18 protein-coding genes and 1 pseudogene are annotated in these 18,426 nt (G+C 68.8%); 11 read left to right on the forward strand and 8 right to left on the reverse strand.

The window, feature by feature from the left end; all coding sequences use genetic code 11:
• Window positions 1–3: 3 nt before the first annotated feature.
• Together DDE18_RS14990 and DDE18_RS14995 are read left to right on the forward strand one after the other, a co-directional pair.
• On the forward strand, window positions 4–507 hold the full coding sequence (locus DDE18_RS14990; RefSeq protein ID WP_116573065.1) for a nucleoside deaminase: 504 nt from the start codon (window positions 4–6) through the stop codon (window positions 505–507).
• On the forward strand, window positions 504–911 hold the full coding sequence (locus DDE18_RS14995) for a VOC family protein (protein WP_245916729.1): 408 nt from the start codon (window positions 504–506) through the stop codon (window positions 909–911). The genes DDE18_RS14990 and DDE18_RS14995 overlap by 4 nt, the downstream gene beginning before the upstream one ends.
• Before the next feature lie 20 nt (window positions 912–931).
• Here the strand turns inward: DDE18_RS14995 and DDE18_RS15000 are convergent, their stop codons facing one another.
• On the reverse strand, window positions 932–2,401 hold the full coding sequence (locus DDE18_RS15000) for an NAD-dependent succinate-semialdehyde dehydrogenase (protein ID WP_116573248.1): 1,470 nt from the start codon (window positions 2,399–2,401) through the stop codon (window positions 932–934).
• A gap of 82 nt (window positions 2,402–2,483) precedes the next feature.
• Window positions 2,484–3,761: an NAD(P)/FAD-dependent oxidoreductase gene (locus DDE18_RS15005; RefSeq protein WP_116573066.1), complete on the reverse strand. Its 1,278-nt coding sequence runs from the start codon at window positions 3,759–3,761 to the stop codon at window positions 2,484–2,486.
• Between the two features lie 180 nt (window positions 3,762–3,941).
• Between DDE18_RS15005 and DDE18_RS15010 the strand changes: the two genes are divergently transcribed.
• From DDE18_RS15010 to DDE18_RS15030, 5 genes are all read left to right on the forward strand, one after another.
• Entirely contained in the window at window positions 3,942–4,622 is a 681-nt protein-coding gene (locus tag DDE18_RS15010; RefSeq protein WP_116573067.1) for a haloacid dehalogenase type II, read from the forward strand.
• 118 nt (window positions 4,623–4,740) lie between these two features.
• Window positions 4,741–5,421 (forward strand): GntR family transcriptional regulator, encoded by a 681-nt coding sequence (locus DDE18_RS15015; protein WP_116573068.1) that lies wholly within the window; start codon window positions 4,741–4,743, stop codon window positions 5,419–5,421.
• A 301-nt stretch (window positions 5,422–5,722) separates the two neighbouring features.
• Entirely contained in the window at window positions 5,723–6,199 is a 477-nt protein-coding gene (locus tag DDE18_RS15020) for a RidA family protein (RefSeq protein ID WP_116573069.1), read from the forward strand.
• Between the two features lie 42 nt (window positions 6,200–6,241).
• Window positions 6,242–7,348 carry an alanine racemase gene (locus DDE18_RS15025; RefSeq protein ID WP_116573070.1) on the forward strand — a complete coding sequence of 369 codons (1,107 nt, stop codon included), beginning with the start codon at window positions 6,242–6,244 and terminating at the stop codon, window positions 7,346–7,348.
• A 55-nt stretch (window positions 7,349–7,403) separates the two neighbouring features.
• Window positions 7,404–8,138 carry an SDR family NAD(P)-dependent oxidoreductase gene (locus DDE18_RS15030; protein ID WP_116573071.1) on the forward strand — a complete coding sequence of 245 codons (735 nt, stop codon included), beginning with the start codon at window positions 7,404–7,406 and terminating at the stop codon, window positions 8,136–8,138.
• A gap of 15 nt (window positions 8,139–8,153) precedes the next feature.
• On the opposite strand, the gene DDE18_RS15035 is transcribed toward DDE18_RS15030, so the two are convergent.
• The 4 genes and pseudogenes from DDE18_RS15035 to DDE18_RS23710 all read right to left on the reverse strand — a co-directional run.
• Window positions 8,154–10,493 carry an ATP-binding protein gene (locus DDE18_RS15035; protein ID WP_116573072.1) on the reverse strand — a complete coding sequence of 780 codons (2,340 nt, stop codon included), beginning with the start codon at window positions 10,491–10,493 and terminating at the stop codon, window positions 8,154–8,156.
• 840 nt (window positions 10,494–11,333) lie between these two features.
• Window positions 11,334–12,152 (reverse strand): DUF1206 domain-containing protein, encoded by an 819-nt coding sequence (locus tag DDE18_RS15040; protein ID WP_116573249.1) that lies wholly within the window; start codon window positions 12,150–12,152, stop codon window positions 11,334–11,336.
• A gap of 365 nt (window positions 12,153–12,517) precedes the next feature.
• Window positions 12,518–12,781, reverse strand: coding sequence for a fatty acid desaturase family protein (locus DDE18_RS15045; protein ID WP_342748954.1), 264 nt, complete (start codon window positions 12,779–12,781; stop codon window positions 12,518–12,520).
• 39 nt (window positions 12,782–12,820) lie between these two features.
• Window positions 12,821–13,044 (reverse strand): annotated as a pseudogene (locus tag DDE18_RS23710) (tRNA (N6-isopentenyl adenosine(37)-C2)-methylthiotransferase MiaB); the annotation flags it as partial.
• A gap of 34 nt (window positions 13,045–13,078) precedes the next feature.
• Between DDE18_RS23710 and DDE18_RS15050 the strand changes: the two are divergent.
• Together DDE18_RS15050 and DDE18_RS15055 are read left to right on the forward strand one after the other, a co-directional pair.
• A complete protein-coding gene (locus tag DDE18_RS15050) occupies window positions 13,079–13,657 on the forward strand; it encodes a winged helix-turn-helix domain-containing protein (RefSeq protein ID WP_116573073.1) in 579 nt (192 codons plus the stop codon).
• Window positions 13,654–14,445 (forward strand): SRPBCC domain-containing protein, encoded by a 792-nt coding sequence (locus DDE18_RS15055; RefSeq protein WP_116573074.1) that lies wholly within the window; start codon window positions 13,654–13,656, stop codon window positions 14,443–14,445. Before DDE18_RS15050 ends, DDE18_RS15055 begins: the two co-directional genes overlap by 4 nt.
• 448 nt (window positions 14,446–14,893) lie before the next feature.
• On the opposite strand, the gene DDE18_RS15060 is transcribed toward DDE18_RS15055, so the two are convergent.
• Window positions 14,894–15,538, reverse strand: a complete 645-nt coding sequence (locus DDE18_RS15060; RefSeq protein ID WP_116573075.1) for a maleylpyruvate isomerase family mycothiol-dependent enzyme — start codon at window positions 15,536–15,538, stop codon at window positions 14,894–14,896.
• Between the two features lie 219 nt (window positions 15,539–15,757).
• Between DDE18_RS15060 and DDE18_RS24270 the strand changes: the two genes are divergently transcribed.
• On the forward strand, window positions 15,758–16,309 hold the full coding sequence (locus DDE18_RS24270; RefSeq protein WP_425437572.1) for a recombinase family protein: 552 nt from the start codon (window positions 15,758–15,760) through the stop codon (window positions 16,307–16,309).
• 123 nt (window positions 16,310–16,432) lie between these two features.
• Here DDE18_RS24270 and DDE18_RS15070 read toward each other — a convergent pair whose 3' ends face one another.
• On the reverse strand, window positions 16,433–17,248 hold the full coding sequence (locus tag DDE18_RS15070; RefSeq protein ID WP_165821181.1) for a class I SAM-dependent methyltransferase: 816 nt from the start codon (window positions 17,246–17,248) through the stop codon (window positions 16,433–16,435).
• Window positions 17,249–17,359: 111 nt separating this feature from the next.
• Between DDE18_RS15070 and DDE18_RS15075 the strand changes: the two genes are divergently transcribed.
• On the forward strand, window positions 17,360–18,346 hold the full coding sequence (locus DDE18_RS15075; RefSeq protein WP_245916731.1) for an AraC family transcriptional regulator: 987 nt from the start codon (window positions 17,360–17,362) through the stop codon (window positions 18,344–18,346).
• The last annotated feature ends 80 nt before the right edge of the window (window positions 18,347–18,426 follow it).

The raw sequence follows: 18,426 nt of genomic DNA on the forward strand, positions 1-18,426 counted from the left end.
CGGATGGACGAGCTGCCGGAACTGACCTCTCAGGACCTGACCCACCTCCGTCGCTGTGTCGACCTCGCCCGCGAGGCGCTCGCCGACGGCGACGAGCCCTTCGGGTCGGTGCTGGTAGACCCCCAGGGCGCAGTGTTGCGCGAGGACCGCAACCGCACTGCCGGCGGCGACCAGACCCGCCACCCCGAGCTCGAGCTGGCCCGCTGGGCGGCGGCGCACGTGGCGCCGGAGGTGCGGCCGGCCTGCACCGTCTACACCTCGGGGGAACACTGCCCGATGTGCGCGGCCGGCCACGCCTGGGTAGGGCTCGGCCGGATCGTGTACGCGGGTTCGACCGCCCAGCTCACCGAGTGGCGGCACGGCTGGGGCTTGCCGGCCGGACCGGTGGCGCCGCTGCCGATCAACGACGTGGCCCCCGGCCTGCCCGTCGCCGGACCGGCCCTCGAGCTTGCCGACGAGCTGCGCGAGCTGCACCGGCAGTGCGCCGAGCGGGACGTGGCGTCGTGAGCAGGATCCGACAGCTGCGGCTGGTCGTCCATGCGAGCGACTACGAGCAGGCGGTGCACTTCTTCAGGGATGTGCTCGGGGCGCCGGTCGCGGAGGAGTACGCGAGCGACGGCGGCGCCCATGTCACCATCCTCGACGTCGGCCGTGCCACGCTCGAGCTCGCCAACGACGCCCAGGTCGAGCTGATCGACCGGGTCGAGGTCGGACGACGGGTGGCGCCGCACCTTCGGGTCGCGCTGGAGGTCGACGACTGCGAGGCGAGCACCCACGACGCGGTCGAGGGTGGGGCGGCGCAGATCGCGCCGCCCACCCGCACGCCCTGGGACTCCCTGAACTCACGGCTGCACGCGCCGGCCGGCATCCACTTGACGCTGTTCCAGGAGCTGGGTCAGCCGGACGGGTAGTGGTCCCCGAGCAACGGAGGTCACCACTCCACGGCGACGTACTTGCTCTCGGTGAACTCCAGCATGCCCTCGTGCCCGCCCTCGCGGCCGAGGCCCGACTGCTTGGTGCCGCCGAAGGGGGCCGCGGGATCCGAGACAACCGGTCGGTTCAGGCCGACCATGCCGCTGTCGAGGCGCTCGGCGACCCGCAGGCCGGTGCGAAGGTCGCGCGTGTACACATACGAGACGAGGCCGTACTCGGTGTTGTTGGCCAGGGCAACGGCGTCGTCGATGTCGTCGTACGCGACCACCGGGGCGACGGGTCCGAAGATCTCCTGGGACAGGATGTGGGCGTCCTGAGGGACGCCGCCCAGCACCGTCGGGGTGTAGTAGTACCCGACCCGGTCGGGGGCCGACCCGCCGGTGACCGGGTTGGCGCCCGCATCGAGCGCCGACTGGACCAGCTCGGCGACCTTGTCGCGGGTCTTCGCGTTCACCAGCGGCCCGACCTTGGTCGCCTGGTCGAGGCCGGGGCCCACGGGGAGACAGCGCACGGCCTCCGCGAACCTTTGGGTGAACTCGTCGGCAACCGAGGCGTGCACGATGAACCGGTTGGCCGCAGTGCAAGCGGAGCCGCCGTTGCGGAGCTTCGCCACCAAGGCGCCGGCGACGGCCTCGTCCAGGTCGGCGTCGGGGAGCACGACGAAGGGCGCGTTGCCGCCGAGCTCCATGGCCGCGCTGACGACGGTACGGGAGGCGTGCTCGAGAAGGACGCGTCCGACCTCGGTCGATCCGGTGAAGGACACCTTGCGCACCAGGGGGTGGTCGAGCAGTGCCGAGCTGAGGTCGTTGGACCGGGTCGACGGAACGACGTTGACGACGCCGTCCGGTACGCCGGCTTCGGCAAGGATCGCCACGATCGCGAGTGCGGTCAGAGGCGTCTCGGATGCCGGCTTGAGGATGACCGAGCACCCGGCCGCGAGCGCCGGCCCGATCTTGCGGGTAGCCATGGCAGCCGGGAAGTTCCACGGTGTGATGAGGAGGGAGACGCCGATCGGCTGGCGCAGGACCATGATCTTGTTCGTCCCAGCCGGAGCGTGCTCGACCACGCCGCCCAGGCGCACGGCCTCCTCGGCGTACCAGCGGAAGAACTCCGCGGCGTACGCGACCTCGCTCCGCGCGTCCGGGAGGGCCTTCCCGTTCTCCAGCACGATGAGCCGGGCCAGGGCCTCTGCTCGCTGGGTCATGAGGTCGAACGCGCGACGCAGGATCTCGCTGCGCGACCGGGGGCTGAGCTCGGCCCAGGCGTCCTGCGCCTGGTGTGCCACCCCGACGGCTGTCATGGCCTCGGCCACGGTGCCGTTGGCGATCTCGGTGATGACCTCCTCGGTGGCCGGGTCCACGACCGGGATCACCCCGTCCCCGTCGAGCGGCTTGCCGCCTACGACCGGGCCGAGTGGGATCGGCCCGAGGGCCCGCTGGATCTCGTCGAAGATGTTCGTGGTGGTCATGCGACCGAGGGCACGCTCGAATTCGTCGAAGCTGTTCATGGTGGTCCTTCGTGGTGGGGGATGTGTCTGTCGCGACAGGGACTCAGCTCACGCGGTCCTTGAACTTGTAGTAGGCGCCGGCGGCGGGCAGGAACCAGGGCGGACCGAAGTGTCCGGGGATGCGACGGAACTCGAAGTCGCGCCAGATGTTCGCCTCGGGAGCGCCGGACATGTACTCGGCCATCTGGCGGCCCATGTACGTGGCCATCTGGACTCCGTGCCCGGCGTAACCCATGGAGTAGTAGACGCCGTCGTGCTGACCGGCCTTGACCATGCGGTCGAGGGTCATGTCGACCAGACCTCCCCAGCAGTAGTCGATCCTGGCGTCGGACAGCTGGGGGAAGACGTGCACCATGGCGTCGCGGAGGAGCTTGCCGCTCTTTTCGTCGGACTGCGGATTGGACATCGCGAACCGTGCTCGGCCGCCGAACAGCAGGCGGTTGTCGGGGGTGATGCGGAAGTAGTTCAGCAGGTTCTTGGAGTCCGAGGCCACCCGTCGGGTGGGCAGCAGGTCGTCGCACACGCTCGCGTCGAGCGGTTCGGTTGCGATGATGAAGCTGCCGACAGGGGCGATGCGGACCTGGTGCCAGCGGAACGGCCGGCGCGTGTACGCGCCCGTTGCCAAGAGCACCTGATTCGCCGTAATCCGGCCTCGAGGGGTCTCGAGCTGGTGACCGGAGCCGAGCTTGGTCAGTTTCAACACCGGGGCCTCCTCGTGGATCGTCACGCCGGCGCGCTCTGCTACTTCGCCGAGTCCCCGGAGGTACTTGCCCACGTGGAGGCTGGCGCTCTTCGAGTCGACCATCCCCCCGTGGAAGACGTCCGATCCGATCTCGCGACGCAGCTCCGCCTTCGGGACCAGCTGCGTGTCCGACCCCAGGCGCGTGTTCAACAGCTCGGCGGTCTTCTCGAATCCCTGGAGGTGCGCCGGCTTGGAAGCAAGGATCAGCTTGCCGGGGCGCGCGAAGTCACAGTCGATGCCCTCCTCCGTGACGAGCTCCTCGATCAGGTCAACCGCTTGGCCGTACGTGCGGTACAACGACGCCGCCTTGTCGAAGCCCATCTTGGCCACTGCGCCCCGGATGCCGATCGACATACCGGTGGTCGCCATGCCGCCGTTGCGACCGGAGGCGCCGAAACCGACCGTGTGCTGCTCGAACAGGTGCACCCGTGCTCCACGTCGAGCGAGATGCAGCGCCGCCACGACACCGGTCAGGCCACCGCCGATGACGGCCACGTCGGTGTGCCCCGCCACAGTGGTCTTCGCCCGCTCCGGGGAACCCTTGGGCGCGGTGTCGAGCCAGTAGGACGTGAACTTCATGCGTACTCCTCACATGGGCTCGGGAGGCCAGCGATGGCCACCGAGGGACGGGGCAAACAGCGCTACGGGGGAGTCGCGGCCGGACCCGGGGAACTTGTTGACAGTCGACCACGATACACGTATGGTCGACAATCGACCAGAGCGGTTCGAAGCCGCTCGCCTGAGCAACCAGGAGGACCCGTGGGATTCGATGTGAAGCCGAAGTTCGTGACGTTCGACATGAACGGGACGCTGATCAAGTTCAGCATCAACGACGCGATGCGTGAGGTCCTGGGCGACCGGCTGCCGGCCGAGCTCGCCGAGGAGTACCTGCGGATCTGCAAGGCGTACCGGATCGACGAGTGCATGGGCGACTACAAGCCGTTCCACCAGATCGTCGCCCGCTCCATGGAGCGCGCCTCGCGCTGGGTCGGCCTGGAGTACCGCGAGGAGGACGCGCGGGCGGTCTACGAGATCGTCCCCACCTGGGGCCCCTACCCGGGCGTGACCGAGGCGCTGAACCGGCTGGCCGAGGCGGTCCCGCTGGTGATCATCACCAACAGCGACACCGCGCACGCCGAGCGCCTCTCGAAGAACCTGGAGGCCCCGTTCGAGGTCGTGATCAGCGCCGAGGAGATGGGCGCCTACAAGCCGCGGCTCGGTGCGTTCGAGTACATGTTCAAAAAGCTCGGTGTGACGCCCGACGAGCTCGTGCACGTCTCGGCCAGCCCGATGTACGACCACCGCCCGGCGGCGCTCATGGGCATCGAGAACAAGGTGTACGTCGACCGGGGCTTCGAGCACGATGAGCACTGGCTCGGCTACGAGCGGATCACCGACATCGCCGACCTCCCCGTCCTCTTCGGCCTGCCGCGTCCCTGAGGGGAGGGTGCGCCACTGACTCGGCCGGGAATTTCGCGGGTGTTCGCGGCGGGGATGCCCCGGGGGAGCCCGGGGCCCGCGGTATGGTCGACAAACGACCAGGAAAGGCGGCGGCGCGATGAACCCCAAGCTCGGAGGGCTGGAACGGACTACGACCCCGGAGGGTGTGTACCGCGTGCTGCGGGCAGCCATCCTCGATGGCACCGTCCCTCCTGGTGGACAACTGCGCGAGAGGGACATCGCGGAGGACCTCGGGGTCAGCCGCTCGCCCCTGCGCGAGGCACTGAGCAGGCTCGAGGAGGAGGGCCTGATCGTGAAGATCCCGTTCCGCGGGGCGTTCGTGGTGGAGGTGAGCGCTCAGGACGTCGCGGAGATCGCCTCGATCCGCCTGCTCGTTGAGCCGTACGCCGGGGAACTGGCCCTCGAGGCGCTGCGCGGTCCCGAGCGGTCCAGGTTGACCCAGACGATCAGCGATTTTCATCGGGCGACGGAGCAGAACGACATCCCGGCCAGCATCGATGCCCACCTCCAGTTCCACAGGCTCTTCTACGACCTCTCGGGACACGGCGTCCTGCGCGGCCTCTGGGCGGGTTGGGAGACCAAGCTGCGCCTGTACCTCTCGGTCGACCATCGCTCCTACAGCGACCTGCACGACATCGCCGACGAGCACGAAAGGTTGGCTGCGGTCGCGCTGGAGGGGGACGTGGAGGCGTTCCGACGGGAGCTGGCACGCCATTTCCAGTCCGCGCTGAGAGCCGGCACCGAGGACCTCGGTAACGCGCCTGCCGGGAACGCTTGAGCCCAGGGGGACGGCGCCAACCAGCATGTTGACAAGAGACTGTGGTGGTGTATGGTCGACAATCGACAAACGAGGTTGTCGCCGACCAGGTGATTCTGGAAGCGGGCGGCATCGAGTGCTTACGCGGCCTGCCAGGAGCTCGCCGCCAAGCTCCAGAGCGAGGCCGCCAGCGTCTTCACATCCACGAGAGCGCCGTCTGGGCATCCAGGCCGACGTCGCGAGCTTCCAGCCGCATCCGCTGGACTACTACGTCCTCACCGCCGAGCTCGCTCTCGGCAGCTGACAAGGAGACCGGAAACAGATGACTGAGATTTCCACTAGGAGCGGTTCGGCGACGGAGCGGCTCCAGGCTCTCGGCCTGGAGCTGCCGGTCGTCGGTGAGAACCCGCATTTCTTGCACCACCGGAGCGTTGACTCGAGTGTCTACGTGGCGGGTCAGCTGCCCTTCAAGGACGGCGTGCTCCTGGGCCAGGGCATCGTGGGCCGGGACGTCGACCTCGAGACCGGTCGTGAGCTGGCGCGTCATGCTGCGCTCAACTGCCTCGCTGTCGCCGCCGATGCGGTGGGCGGCCTGGACCGCGTCAGGATTGTGCAGATGCTGGTCTTCGTGGCCAGCCCACCCGACTTCGGTCTGCAGTCGAAGGTCGCGGACGCGGCCAGTGACCTGCTTGTCGACGTGCTCGGGGAGAACGGGCGGCACGCTCGCACCGCCATCGGTGTGGCCGGCCTGCCGCTGAACACCCCGGTCGAGATCCAGATGGTCTGCACGGCCGCGTAGGCCGTTCAAATCACCCCCGCTTCAGAGTTCGAGGAGTGCACCGTGCACCGGCTTCAACGAGTACTCAACCGCCTGGTCGACCGGGTGGACACGCCCATGCCGATCGTGCTGGCCGACGTCATGCAGCGCAACATCGACCGGATGCAGGCCTTCGCCGCTGAGCACGGTCTGGACGTGCGCCCGCACGTGAAGACGCACAAGTGCATCGAGGTCGGCCGGCGCCAGCTGGAGGCGGGGGCGGTGGGGATTACCGCCGGCAACGTCGGTGAGGCCGAGGTGTTCGCCGGCGCGGGGTTCGACGACATCTTCCTGGCCTATCCGGTCTGGCCCTCGGGGACCAAGAGTGAGCGGATCCGCCGGCTCGCGCAGACCGCCCGGATGCGGGTGGGGGTGGACAACGCCGCCGCGATCGACGCACTGGCCGAGGCGATGGGGGAGGAGCCGGACCGGCTCCAGGTGGTGGTCGAGGTCGACTGTGGCGCCCGCCGGTCCGGGGCCCCGCCGGAGGCTGCGGGGGACCTGGCCCGGGCGGCGCGCAACCGCGGTCTGGTGCCGGTGGGGGTCTACACCTATCCCGGGCACGGCAGCGCGGGTCCGGGCGTCCGTGAGCAGGCGGCGCGGGACCAGGAGGCCGCGCTGGGTGCCGCAGTGCGCAGTTTCGACGGCGTCGGCATCACCGCCGAGGTGGTCAGCGCGGGCTCGACGCCGACGGTGGCGTTCGCGACCGGCGGCGTGATCACCGAGATCCGTCCCGGGGAGTACGTCTTCTGCGACCTGAACAACACCCGGCTGGGTGCGTGCGAGGAGGACCAGATCGCGCTGTTCGTGGCCGCGACCGTGGTCAGCGACTGGGTCCCCGACCAGGTCATCCTCGACGTCGGCACCAAGGCCATGGGCCGCGAGGGCAACCTGGAGATCGGGTACGGCGGGATCGCCGGTAAGAAGGCGGTGCTGGCCAAGCTCAACGAGTACCACGGGTTCCTGGCCGTGCCCGGCGGCGAACCGCGTCCGAGCGTCGGCACGGTGGTCCCGGTGGTGCCCAACCACGTATGCCCAGTTGTGGCCAGCTTCGAGGAGCTGCTCGTGACCGACACCGAGGGCACGATGCTGGAGCGCTGGCCGGTCGCCGCCCGCGGGCTCCTCAGCTGACCGTCGTACGACGACTCCCCCATGAATCCACCCCCACCCAATGGAGAACCTACAGATGAGACTCGAGAAGGTCACCGCGCTGGTCACCGGCGCTAGCAGCGGGATCGGCGAGGCGGTGAGCTCGCACTTCCGCCGCGAGGGCGCCCGGCTGCTGCTGACCGGTCGGCGGGAGCAGCTCGACACCGCGCAGCCCGACGACCTGTACGTCCCGGGGGACCTCAACGACGAGGGGTTCGTTGCCCGCCTGGCCGAGCAGGCCGCCGAGTCCTTCGGGTCCGTCGACGTGGTCGTCCTCAACCACGGTCTGCAGGCCAGCAGCCCGCTGTCCGAGATGGCGTACGAGGACGCGAAGAACGTGCTGCACAGCAATCTGCTCAGCTCGTTCCTGGTGATGAAGCACTTCGCGCCGCTGATGCCCGAGGCGGGGGGCTCCTTCGTCCTCATCGGCTCCCGGCTCGGCATGGTCGGCATGCCGGGGGAGGTGCTGTACTCCGCGGCCAAGGGCGGCCTGATCATGCTCGCCAAGGGCGCGGCGATCGAGTGGGCCCCGCGCAACATCCGGGTCAACGTGGTCGCGCCCGGTCTGACCGCGACCCCGGTCATTGACGCGTCCTTCCAGCGCCGGTCCGACCCCGAGGCCTACCGCCGCCAGCGCGAGTCCCAGATCCCGCTCCAGCGACTTGCCACCCCTGAAGAGGTCGCCAACGCCGTCCTGTTCCTTGCGTCGTCGGAGTCGTCCTACATCACCGGAGCAGTCCTCCCCGTCGACGGCGGCTACACCGCCTTTTGAACACGCTGCTGCGCTTCACGACGCGTCACCGGTGCGCTGATCGGTGACCCACGCGCTCACCTGTGTCCTGGATCTGAAGCCAAGCTTGGTGAGGATGTGCTCGACGTGGGTCTCCGCGGTGCGACGCGAGATGACCAGCCGTTCGGCTATCTCCTTGTTGCTCAATCCCTCGGCAAGCATCTGGGCGATCTCCCATTCGCGGCGGGTCAGCCCGCCGGGCACGGACGGCCTCGCTCTCTGTCCTTGAGGGGAGGGGCCACGAGTGCCGCGGGACTCGGCGAACGCCGTGGCCATCGCCTGGTCCAGGTCGTACGAGGCGCCCTCGGCGAACGCCGACTCGAACCGGGCGTCGCCGATCGAGTCTCGAAGCAGCTCTTCGGAGCGCTCGTCCCACTGCCGGTACATTTCCTGCGAAACGTTGCCCCCGATGCTGCGCCAGACGGCTTGGGCAGCGCCGAGGAGACGTGCCGCGTCCTCGTCCGGAGAGGAGAAGGCGGCGCACCACGACAGGCCCTGGACGCAGAAGCTGCCGCCGTTGAAGTTCTCCATCGCCTGGAACATGCGAAGTCCAGCCCGGAGCGACGCGCGCGCGCCGGCGTACTCACCGACTCGCCACTGCGCCAGGCCGAGCCCCCACAGCCCCCACGCCTGCGACGCCTTTGCCCCGTGCTGCTCGGCGAGCTCCACGGTGCGTCGGGCCAGCTGCTGGTCCCGCTCGTCACCGAGGAGGCCCGCCGCCAGGGACAGCAGGAGGAGGCTCCGGCATTCCTCCCGTGGCTGACCGAGTCGCTGGGCATCGTTGAGCGCCTCTTCGAGCAGGGGAATCGCCTCGGCGGGATGGCCGCTGTGCACCAGGGCGTGGCCCTGACACTGCCTGACCCGGGCCGCCATCACCTCGTCGCCGAGCCGTTCCGCGAGCGTGCCGGCCTCGGTCAGCATGGCGAGTGCGCGGTCGAACTCACTCAGGTGGATAGCCACGTTGGCGGTGGCGAACAGGGCGTACGCGCGAGTGGACGTGGGCTCGGTCGCGAGCGCCAGCCCACGGAGCAGGTAGCGGTATCCCTCCTGGAGGAAGTGCGTGTGCCACCAGTTCCAGAGCGGGGCCGCGATCTCAAGCGCGGACGCCGCCTCACCCGGCTCGTTGAGGCAGAAGTCAAGCGCAGCGCGGATGTTGTCGTGCTCCCGTCGCAGGTCGACGAGCCAGTCCGCCACCTTGGAGGTGAAGAACTCGTCTGCGAACTGCGCCGCCAGGCTCCGGTAGTAGTCACGGTGACGCATTCGATACTCGCGGAGCTGATCAGCCGCGGCCAGCCGCGCTGCGCCGTACTGCCTGATGGTCTCGAGCATCCGGTACCACGATGCTGTGCGGCTGTCGCTCTGCTCGCGGACGACGATCGACTTGTCCACCAGCCCTGCGAGCAGCGTGAGCACGTCGTCGCGGGGGATCCCGTCCCCTGGACAGACCGCTTCGGCCGCACCGAGGTTGAATCCCCCGAAGAACACAGACAGGCGTTCCCACAGCAGTTGCTCAGCGGGGGAGCACAGGTCGAAGCTCCAGGCGACCGCCGTGTCCAGCGCCTGCTGTCGCAGGATGCCGCCGCGCGCACCTGTGGTGAGGAGGTGGAACCGGTCCTCCAGCCGATCCAGGATCTGGGGCGGGGAGAGGACCCGCAGCCACACCGCGGCCAGCTCGATGGCAAGCGGCAACCCGTCCAGCCGGCGGCACAGATCGATGAGGATGTCGCGGTTCTGTGGGGTCACCTCGAAGTCCGGCACGACCGCTCTCGCGCGGTCCACGAGCAGCGCGACCGAGTCGTAGTGCGAGGCGTCGTCGAGCGGCGGCTCAGAGGAACCCGGTGTGGACAACGGTGGCACCGGCAGGATCTGCTCTCCGTTGACACCGAGCACCTGCCGGCTGGTGGCCATGACCCGCAAGCCGGGGCATACGGCGAGCAGCTTGCCGACCAGGTCCGCGCACGCCTCGACGAGGTGCTCACAGTTGTCGAGCACCAGCAGGAGGTGGCGGCGCTCCAACCAATCGACGAGATCAGCGGTCGGATCGGCGGAGCCATCGTTGATGTGCAGCCCCTTCGACACCGTATGCGGCAACAGGAGCGGGTCCTGCAACGAGGCCAGCTCGACGAACCACGCGCCGTCACCGAACTGCCGCCGCACCTCCATGGCCGTGCGCAGAGCGAGGCGGGTCTTGCCCACGCCACCCACTCCGGTGAGCGTGACCAGGCGGCTCTCGCCGAGCGCGCGACGTGCGAGAGCGACCTCGTGGCGTCGACCGACGAAGCTCGTGAGCTCGGTCGGAAGGGCTCCCGGAGCTGTGGTGGTGATGTTCGTCGTCATGCTGGGCCTCCGACAGCGGCTTGTCACAGTGGCCGCGAGGCACCGCCTTGCGTCCACGCCCGTCGGCAATTCGCAGTCTACGGCGGAGGCGGAGACCCGGCCGGGGTTCCGCCCTGTCCGTTGCTCGGCGCTTGCCTGTGGCCGGACGGTGGCGAAAGCACACGAGCCGCCATCGATACGTGATGGCGGCTCGTGCGGACTGTCTGCGGACTGCGGAGGACGGTGTTACCTCCAACCGCAGGTCAGGCGGGTATCGGGCTCAGATGTCGTAGAAGTGATGACCTCAGTCCGCTGACCTGCGAAAACGACGTCTCAACGAGCTCGTGGGGTGCAGGCGGTACGCACTCTCCGGCAGCCCCGGCTTCTCTCGCCTGCGTCGATATCAGACGTCAGTAGGTGCGATTGAACGTCCGGGTTCCGCCGCGCGCAGGTGCTGGGTGGGGGCGAGATTGCCTCGGCTCCCTACATGAGGTTCCTTTGCGGGATAAAGCACCGGACGGGTCTTGCGGAACGCCTGGAGCGTGATGGGCTCCCTGACCTGAAGCGTTGCCGCAGCAGGTTCGCCTAACGGCAAGCGCCCGGAACTACCGAGATCCGGTAAAGGGGGCATCGGCGGTTGCGAGTGAGAAACCCGGCCGATGCGAGGACGGCGCGTCCCGGTTCCTGTGCCAGTTTCGTGACAGCCGTGATGGGCACAGACCCATACTGCGCGGCTTCCGACCACGATTTGAGGTGCAGCGTGAGTGCGCGCCTGTTCGATACCTGCGACGTGCGTCGTCGGCCGCGCACCCGCTCCCGACGTGCGGAGCCTGGGCGTCCGTGCACTGGGGTGCAGCCGGGTTACATCCGGCGGTATCGCGACTGGAGCATCGCGAACAGGCCGAAGGCCAAGAATCCAAGCGCCACCGCCGTGAGCAGAAACCTCCCGAACGGCTGCGCCAGGATCGTCTGCAGCGCCCCGTCCAGGCCTGGCGCCTCCTGCGGGTCGAAGGTCAGCGTCGCATAGCTGAGCAGGCCCCCCACCAGGACCAGGGCCACCCCCTTGGCGATGTATCCGACTTGGCCCAATCGCGCCACGCCCTTACGGGCAGCTCGGGGCATCGACGAAGTGTCAATCTCCTCGCTGAAGGACTTCTTCACGCCCTTACTTACGCCGGCCACGCCGACGCCGATGATGATCAGCCCCGTGACGACGACGATCACATGGCCCGCGGGCCACGCCAGCACACCCGAGGTGGTTTCCTGTTGGGACTGTGAGCTTGACGATCCCGAACTCAGGGCGACCGACGCTGCGCTGAACCCCAGCGCAGCGTAGATCACGGCCTTGGCCGTGCTGGTGACCTGCTTGCGGACCCGCTTAGCACCGTCACGGTTGTGATAGCCCCAGATGGCTTCACTGGCCTGCCACAGCGCGAGCGCCACCAGGCCGACCGCAACCAGCCACAGCAGGACCTGGCCGAAGGGGTGATCAGCCACTGTTCTCAGGGCCCCGGAGGGGTCGGCACTCTTGCTGGCCGACGTGCCCCACGCGATCTGCAGTGCCAGCCAGCCGATCAAGAGGTGTACAACGCCGTAAGCGATCAACCCGCCGCGGGCGAACACCTCCAGCGACGCGCTGTCGCCGGCCTGTTCGGCCTTGTCGCCGGCACTGGTTGCCATCGCAGGGGCCCTCTGGTCCGCGACACCGAGCGTGGCGCCGCGGAACAGATTGTCCCACCTCCCGGCCGGGCCTGGAAGCACACGATCCTGTGCAGCAACTGGCGGGCGTTCGATCTTTTCGTGTCTGGTCCCGCTCATCACGCTCCGTAACTTCCGAAGACGCGGTTCTGCCGAATCACCCGGCAAACGCCGACCTCAACGCGTTCACCGTGGTGCTGTACACGAGGCCGATGAGCTGTGCTTGCGATTCGTCGGCTTCGCCGGTTGAAGAAGCGGGCCAAACCTGCTGCCTACGTCGACGGCACAGGGGTTTCGCACCTGATCTTCGGGTTGACGCCAACATAGTTCAATGGCGGCCTGGCCGATCAGCTCCTCGAACGCGCTCGGAGACCGGCCCCCACCATGTGAAGGTGCCGCAACCCCGCTGCGTAGGACTCGAACGCAGACACCTCGGTATAGACGACGCCTCGGCTAGCACAGAAGTCACGCACGACGGCTTGGGCGTGGCGCAGGTTCGGCCGCGGCATGCTCGGGAACAGGTGGTGCTCGATCTGGTAGTTGAGCCCGCCAAGCGCGGTGTCGAACCGGCTGCCACGGATGTTGCGCAAGGTCAGCACTTGGCGCAGCAGAGGATCGGCAAACGACGACGAAGCGGTCGAGGGGTGGCATCCTGGGCGTGCGGTCCTTGACCGGCTTGAGTGGCCGAGGTTGCCGTCGAGCTTGTTGTCGGCGTTCTCGCGCACGGCGCAGGTGCTGAACACGGCGACGTCCGGCTGCGCGCCGTCCGCGCCCCGGGCGTAGCCCGCCGCGCGAGCAGGCCGGCGATGCGCCCGGAGTCGTGCACGTTCATCTGGCAGCCGTAGGTGCGCACCTCCAACGTCCTCGTCACCATTGACAAGATTTCTTGTCAATGGCACGGTGGCGTCATGCAGGACGTCGAGGTCATCGAGAGCGCGGAGGCAGCCGCCGCCGCGCTGGATCCGGTCCGGGCCCGGCTGCTCGGCGAGCTGGCCGTCCCGGCCTCCGCCGCGGGGCTCGCCGCCCGGGTCGGCATCCCGCGCCAGAAGGTCAACTACCACCTCAAGGCGCTCGAGGCGCACGGCCTGGTGGAGCTGTCCGAGGAGCGCCGGCACGGGGGCATCACCGAGCGGGTGCTGCAGGCGTCGGCGGCGTCGTACGTCGTGTCGCCGGCGGCCGTCAGCGCGTCCGCGGCCGACCCGGACGCCAACGCCGACCACCTGTCGGCGGGCTACCTCGTCGCGCTGGCCGGCCGGCTGGTGCGCGAGGTCGGCGCCCTGGCGCGCCGGGCCGGCGCGTCCGGCAAGCGCCTGCCGACACTGACCATCGACACGCAGATCGGCTTCCGGTCGGCCGCCGACCGGGCTGCCTTCGCCGACGAGCTGACCGCCGCGGTGCTCGACCTGGCCGCTCGCTACCACCACGACGACGGGCGCCCGCACCGGCTCGTCGTTGCCGCCCACCCACTACCTGAGGAGAGCGCATGAGCACGACCCCGAACGTCCCTTACCGCCTGGAGTTCAGCGTCGAGGTCCCGGGCACCCCGGAGCAGGTCTGGCAAGCCATCGCCACCGCCAAGGGCATGAGCGCCTGGTTCCTGCCGACCGAGATGGAGGAGCGCGAGGGCGGCTCCCTGCACTTCACCATGGGCCCCGAGATGGGCTCGGACGGCCAGGTCACCGGCTGGGACCCGCCGCGCCGCCTCGTCTACGAGGAGGACTGGGCCGCCCTCATGGGCAAGGACCCGGATGCGCTCAGCCCGCTGACGTCGGAGTTCCTCGTCGAGGCGCAGTCCGGCGGCACCTGCGTCGTGCGGGTCACGAGCAGCGGCTTCGGGACCGGCGCCGCCTGGGAGTCGGAGTTCTGGGACGACATGGGCGCCAACTGGATGCCGTTCTTCGACAACCTGCGCCTGTACCTGTCGCACTTCCCCGGCCAGGAGGCCACGCTGCTGGAGGCCACCGCCTCCCACCCCGGCGACGCGGAGGCGCTCTGGTCGACCCTGCACGACGCGCTCGGGCTGGGCGACGAGGGCGCGACGGTCGAGGTGCGCGGAGCCACCGGCACGGTCGAGCGTGTCGGCGAGCGGCAGACGCTGGTCCGGCTCACCGCGCCGGTGCCCGGGATGCTCAGCGTCTTCGCGTGGGGCGAGGGCGACGGCAAGGCGACGGCGGGCGTACGGGCGTACCTGTTCTCCGCCGACGCGGCGGACTACGTGCGGCGCGAGGAGCCCGCCTGGCGGGCCTGGCTGCAGGGGCTCTCCGTCCCGGCCTGATCTTCTGCGCGGAACCGCCTCCCGGCCGGGGCGCCCACCACACCCACCAACGACGCTGGCCCCATGACGCCACAGCACACCGCCCGCCGACCCAGCAGGACTCCGCCCGAGGGCCCCAGCCCCATGACCTCCGACAGCGCAGCCCCGCCCTGGCCGCGACCGCCCGCAACGTGATGGACCGGATCCGCTACTTGGTGCTCGGCACGATCGACGAGGACGGGTACACCCGCACCTCGCCGGTGTACTTCGTCCCACACCGATACCGAGACCTCTACTGGGTGTCGAGCCCGACGAGCCACCACTCACACAACCCCAAACGGGGGAGTGAAGGGCGAAAGCGGCGGGCAACGCTGATTCTCCAGGTGTCCCGCAGAGGATCCCTTGTGACGCAGTTGAGGTTGGCCAGCGCGCTGTTCTCACCCGGCGCGATGCGAGCGGAACGCCGTTCCTACTGCGGTGCGCGGCTGTTGCCTACTACCCTCTGCGCCAAGGTGCCCAGACCGGGTCCGCTGAGGTCTGCCAGTCCTTGTGATCGACCCGCGAGGGCGACCAAGAGGGCCTCCCCGGGACCACTCACCACGGGGCCGGCTCCGTGGGTCCAGGCGACGTCGGTGGCAACCAGCCGGAGGCCGCGGGCGTTCGCCGGAGCCGGTAAAGCCCTGGCGCGGGGAGTGAACTGCAGCGCTGCGACGAGTCGCTCCTCGGGCACTGCCCGCGGATGGCCGAGGGCTCGGCGGATGTCCTGATGATGGACGATCCCGTCGGTTAGCGCGATGGCGCTGCCGAACATCGCGGTGATGCCGCGGGGGACGGCGTGGTTGCGAATCCTCGCCACGAGTTGTTCGGTGCTGAGACGGCGACTTTGCTCGACGCCGATCTGGTTGCAGCGGTCCAGCGAGAATCCCGACCTGGCGAACAGAAGCAGCACTGCGGGCCAGCTCAGCTCGTCGTAGCTCGGCAAGTGTCCGGCCACGTCGCGCACAGACCATCCGGGGCACAGCGAGGACTGCTCCCATTCTTGCTCGGTGAGGCTGTCGAGGTAGTCGGACAGGTCGCGACGCTCCGCCGCTGCCAGCGAGCTCAGGTCGGCCATGGTTTCAGGCCCCTGTGTCAACGGTTCGGTCCATGAGCCTCGAGGCTAGCGCCCAGACTAACCTTGGGTTCCCTCAGCCCGTAGAGGCATCCCGTTGCGGCCCGCTGCTCCTCTTGCAGGGCGCACAATTGGAGGCGCGTGCTGGCGGAGTCGGGCACTGCCCGATGCCCGAGCCGACCGCTTCCTGCGGCACGCCGGGCCCAGCTCTGGAGGTGCGCCATGAGCGCGCTGCCTGTCGGATACGCCCGATGCTCCACCGATCAACAAGACCTCACCGGTCAACGCGACGCCCTGCTCGGCCTGGGCGTCGAGGCTGAGCGGATCTACGTCGATCACGGCCTGACCGGCACCAACCGAGAGCGTCCCGGGCTACGCGAGGCACTCGCCGCCTGCCGCGCCGGCGACCTCCTCGTGGTGACCAAGCTCGACCGACTGGCCCGGTCCCTGCCCGACGCCCGAGCGATCGTCGACGAGCGGCTGTTCAATGTCCTCGCCATGGTTGCCGAGTTCGAGTCCGACCTGATCCGGCTCCGCACCCGCGAGGGTATGAAGGTCGCCAAGGCGAAGAGGCAGGCTGCGTGGCAAGCACCCCAAACTGCACCGCCGCCAGGAAGCATGCTTGGTCTCGCTGGTGCACAGTGGCGAGTACAGCACCGCCGAGGTCGCCGAGCTCTTCGGCGTCGGCCGCTCGACGGTCTACCGCGCCATCCAACGGCAACGCCTCGAAGCGAGAGCCAGTCTCGTGGAGGTGACCTCAAACCGCTGACATAACCTCACGCGCCGGCTGTCCGGCATCCGACACCCGAGAGGAACATCGATCGTACTGAGCTGAACGCCTCGGGAAGCTGGCATGGAACTGCTCGGGTCCGTTCTGTGCGGCCGGGCTCTGCTGGTTCATTTCCGCGCAGTGGTCAATACAGCATTGACGTCGAGTCGGAGCGCACCGCCATCGAGGAAGGTGTGCCAGGCGGTCGTGACGTCCCGCTCGAGCGCCGCACGCTCGTCGTCGCCGATCTCCCCGACCGGCCCGGCCAGCGGTGTGCTGTGCACGTACTGCCACAGGAAGTCGCTCGGCGGCGGAAGCAAGACGCGCAGCGGCTTGGACTCCACCGAGACCGATCGCAGACCGGCACCTTCCGCCAGGTCGCGCAGTTCCTGATGCTCGTGCAGCGAGAAGGTGTGGCGCATGAATCCGGCCACTTCCGGACTCACGTGACGGGCGAGGGCCTGCGCCAAGATCTCGAAGACCGGGGGGGTCGGACCGACAGTCGCGATCGCGACACGTCCGCCGGCGGCGAGCACGCGGTGGATCTCGCGCATGGCCGCAGATCGGTCCGGCACGAACTGTAGGCCCAGCGAGCACGTCACGACATCGAACGAAGCGTCCGGACACGGGATGGACTCCGCGCTGGACTCGTGCCACTCGATCGAGATCGGGGACACGGACCGGGCCACCGCGAGCATGGCCGGGTTGACGTCCAACCCCGCCACGTTGCCTTCCGGGCCGACGAGCTCCGACGCACGCCGCGTCACCACTCCCGTGCCGCACGCGACGTCCAGCACCCGCTCACCGCTGCTCAGCCCGGCCACCTCGAGAAGAGCGGTAGCCCAGGCCGCACCAATGGTCGGGACGAAATACCGTTCGTAGTTCTTCGGAGGCTCCCCGGCGTAGTTCATGAAGCCAACCGCTGGCGTCGAGTCGGTAGTCATCGTTCGCTCCTTCCGTGCGTTGCGAGATAGCGCCATTCTGTAAAGGCACACGCACGATCAGGAATGACCGCGAAACCCAGATGGATGACCGAAATGGCAGGGGGTCCACCCGTGACCGAAGTCGCCGGGCACCCGGAGGCGCTGGATCAGGCCCTTGAGCGGCTCCGTCTCGAAGGCGCCCTCTTCATGCGATGCGAGTTCTCGGAGAGCTGGACGTTCGAGGGAGGGGGCGGGCCGCAGTTCGCCGCGATGATGCACCCCGGGGCGGAGCGTCTCGTGCTGTTCCACGTCATCGCTTCGGGGCGGTGCTGGGGGGCGCTCCCGGGCGGCGAGCGCCACTGGGCGAGCGCCGGCGAGGTGATCGTCCTGCCGTACGGCGACGAGTTCACGATGGGCGGCGTCGAGGCGACGACACCTGTGCACATCGCCAGCATCGTCCCACCGCCGCCGTGGACCGGGATGCCGGTCCTCCGCTATGGCGGTGGCGGGGATCGTACGGACGTGGTGTGCGGATGCCTCTATTCAGAGGATCCGCTGTTCGATCCGGGCAGGGCCGCTTTCCCCCCGGTGTTCGTGGTTCGGCCGGCGGACGGGCCCGCAAGGAGCTGGTTCGACGCGAGCATCGCATATGCCCTGGAGGAGTCGTCAGGCAAGGCGCCGTCCCGCCGATCGACAAAGCTCCCCGAGTTGCTCATCACCGAGGCACTCCGGATGCATCTCGCGACGGCCCCCGCAGCGGAGCGCGGCTGGATCGTCGGGCTACGCGATCCCCTGCTCGGACCCGCGATGGCCGCGATCCATGTAGCTCCGGAACGACGATGGACGGTTGACGAGCTTGCTGCCGAGGCCGGGGTGTCACGCTCGCGGCTCGACGCTCGCTTCCGCGAGGTTCTCGGACGTTCGCCGATGCGCTATCTCAACGAATGGCGCATGCACGTGGCGCAGGACCTGCTGGCCACCACCGACACCACGGTCGCGGCGATCGCCCGCAGAGTGGGATACGACGCGGAAGAGGCGTTCAGCCGAGCGTTCAAACGCGCGCACGGACGGTCCCCAGCCTTGTGGCGCACGGCTCGGGCGGGCAGGTCTGCAAGCTAGCGATGTCTGGGACCTGAACCGCTGTGAGTTCGACCGCGGCGTGTCGCACCGCCGCTACAGCCCTGCGTCTAATCGCCGGT

The organism is Nocardioides gansuensis (assembly GCF_003076135.1).
In the GTDB taxonomy this organism is placed as follows: domain Bacteria; phylum Actinomycetota; class Actinomycetes; order Propionibacteriales; family Nocardioidaceae; genus Nocardioides; species Nocardioides gansuensis.

What these genes read in the sequence shown, in the direction of transcription:
- DDE18_RS14990 (WP_116573065.1), top strand. Translation starts at nt 4, where the DNA reads ATGGACGAGCTGCCGGAACTGACCTCTCAGGACCTGACCCACCTCCGT.
- DDE18_RS15000 (WP_116573248.1), bottom strand. Translation starts at nt 2,401, where the DNA reads ATGACCACCACGAACATCTTCGACGAGATCCAGCGGGCCCTCGGGCCG.
- DDE18_RS15005 (WP_116573066.1), bottom strand. Translation starts at nt 3,761, where the DNA reads ATGAAGTTCACGTCCTACTGGCTCGACACCGCGCCCAAGGGTTCCCCG.
- DDE18_RS15015 (WP_116573068.1), top strand. Translation starts at nt 4,741, where the DNA reads ATGAACCCCAAGCTCGGAGGGCTGGAACGGACTACGACCCCGGAGGGT.
- DDE18_RS15020 (WP_116573069.1), top strand. Translation starts at nt 5,723, where the DNA reads ATGACTGAGATTTCCACTAGGAGCGGTTCGGCGACGGAGCGGCTCCAG.
- DDE18_RS15030 (WP_116573071.1), top strand. Translation starts at nt 7,404, where the DNA reads ATGAGACTCGAGAAGGTCACCGCGCTGGTCACCGGCGCTAGCAGCGGG.
- DDE18_RS15035 (WP_116573072.1), bottom strand. Translation starts at nt 10,493, where the DNA reads ATGACGACGAACATCACCACCACAGCTCCGGGAGCCCTTCCGACCGAG.
- DDE18_RS15040 (WP_116573249.1), bottom strand. Translation starts at nt 12,152, where the DNA reads ATGGCAACCAGTGCCGGCGACAAGGCCGAACAGGCCGGCGACAGCGCG.
- DDE18_RS15050 (WP_116573073.1), top strand. Translation starts at nt 13,079, where the DNA reads ATGCAGGACGTCGAGGTCATCGAGAGCGCGGAGGCAGCCGCCGCCGCG.
- DDE18_RS15055 (WP_116573074.1), top strand. Translation starts at nt 13,654, where the DNA reads ATGAGCACGACCCCGAACGTCCCTTACCGCCTGGAGTTCAGCGTCGAG.
- DDE18_RS15060 (WP_116573075.1), bottom strand. Translation starts at nt 15,538, where the DNA reads ATGGCCGACCTGAGCTCGCTGGCAGCGGCGGAGCGTCGCGACCTGTCC.
- DDE18_RS24270 (WP_425437572.1), top strand. Translation starts at nt 15,758, where the DNA reads ATGAGCGCGCTGCCTGTCGGATACGCCCGATGCTCCACCGATCAACAA.
- DDE18_RS15070 (WP_165821181.1), bottom strand. Translation starts at nt 17,248, where the DNA reads ATGACTACCGACTCGACGCCAGCGGTTGGCTTCATGAACTACGCCGGG.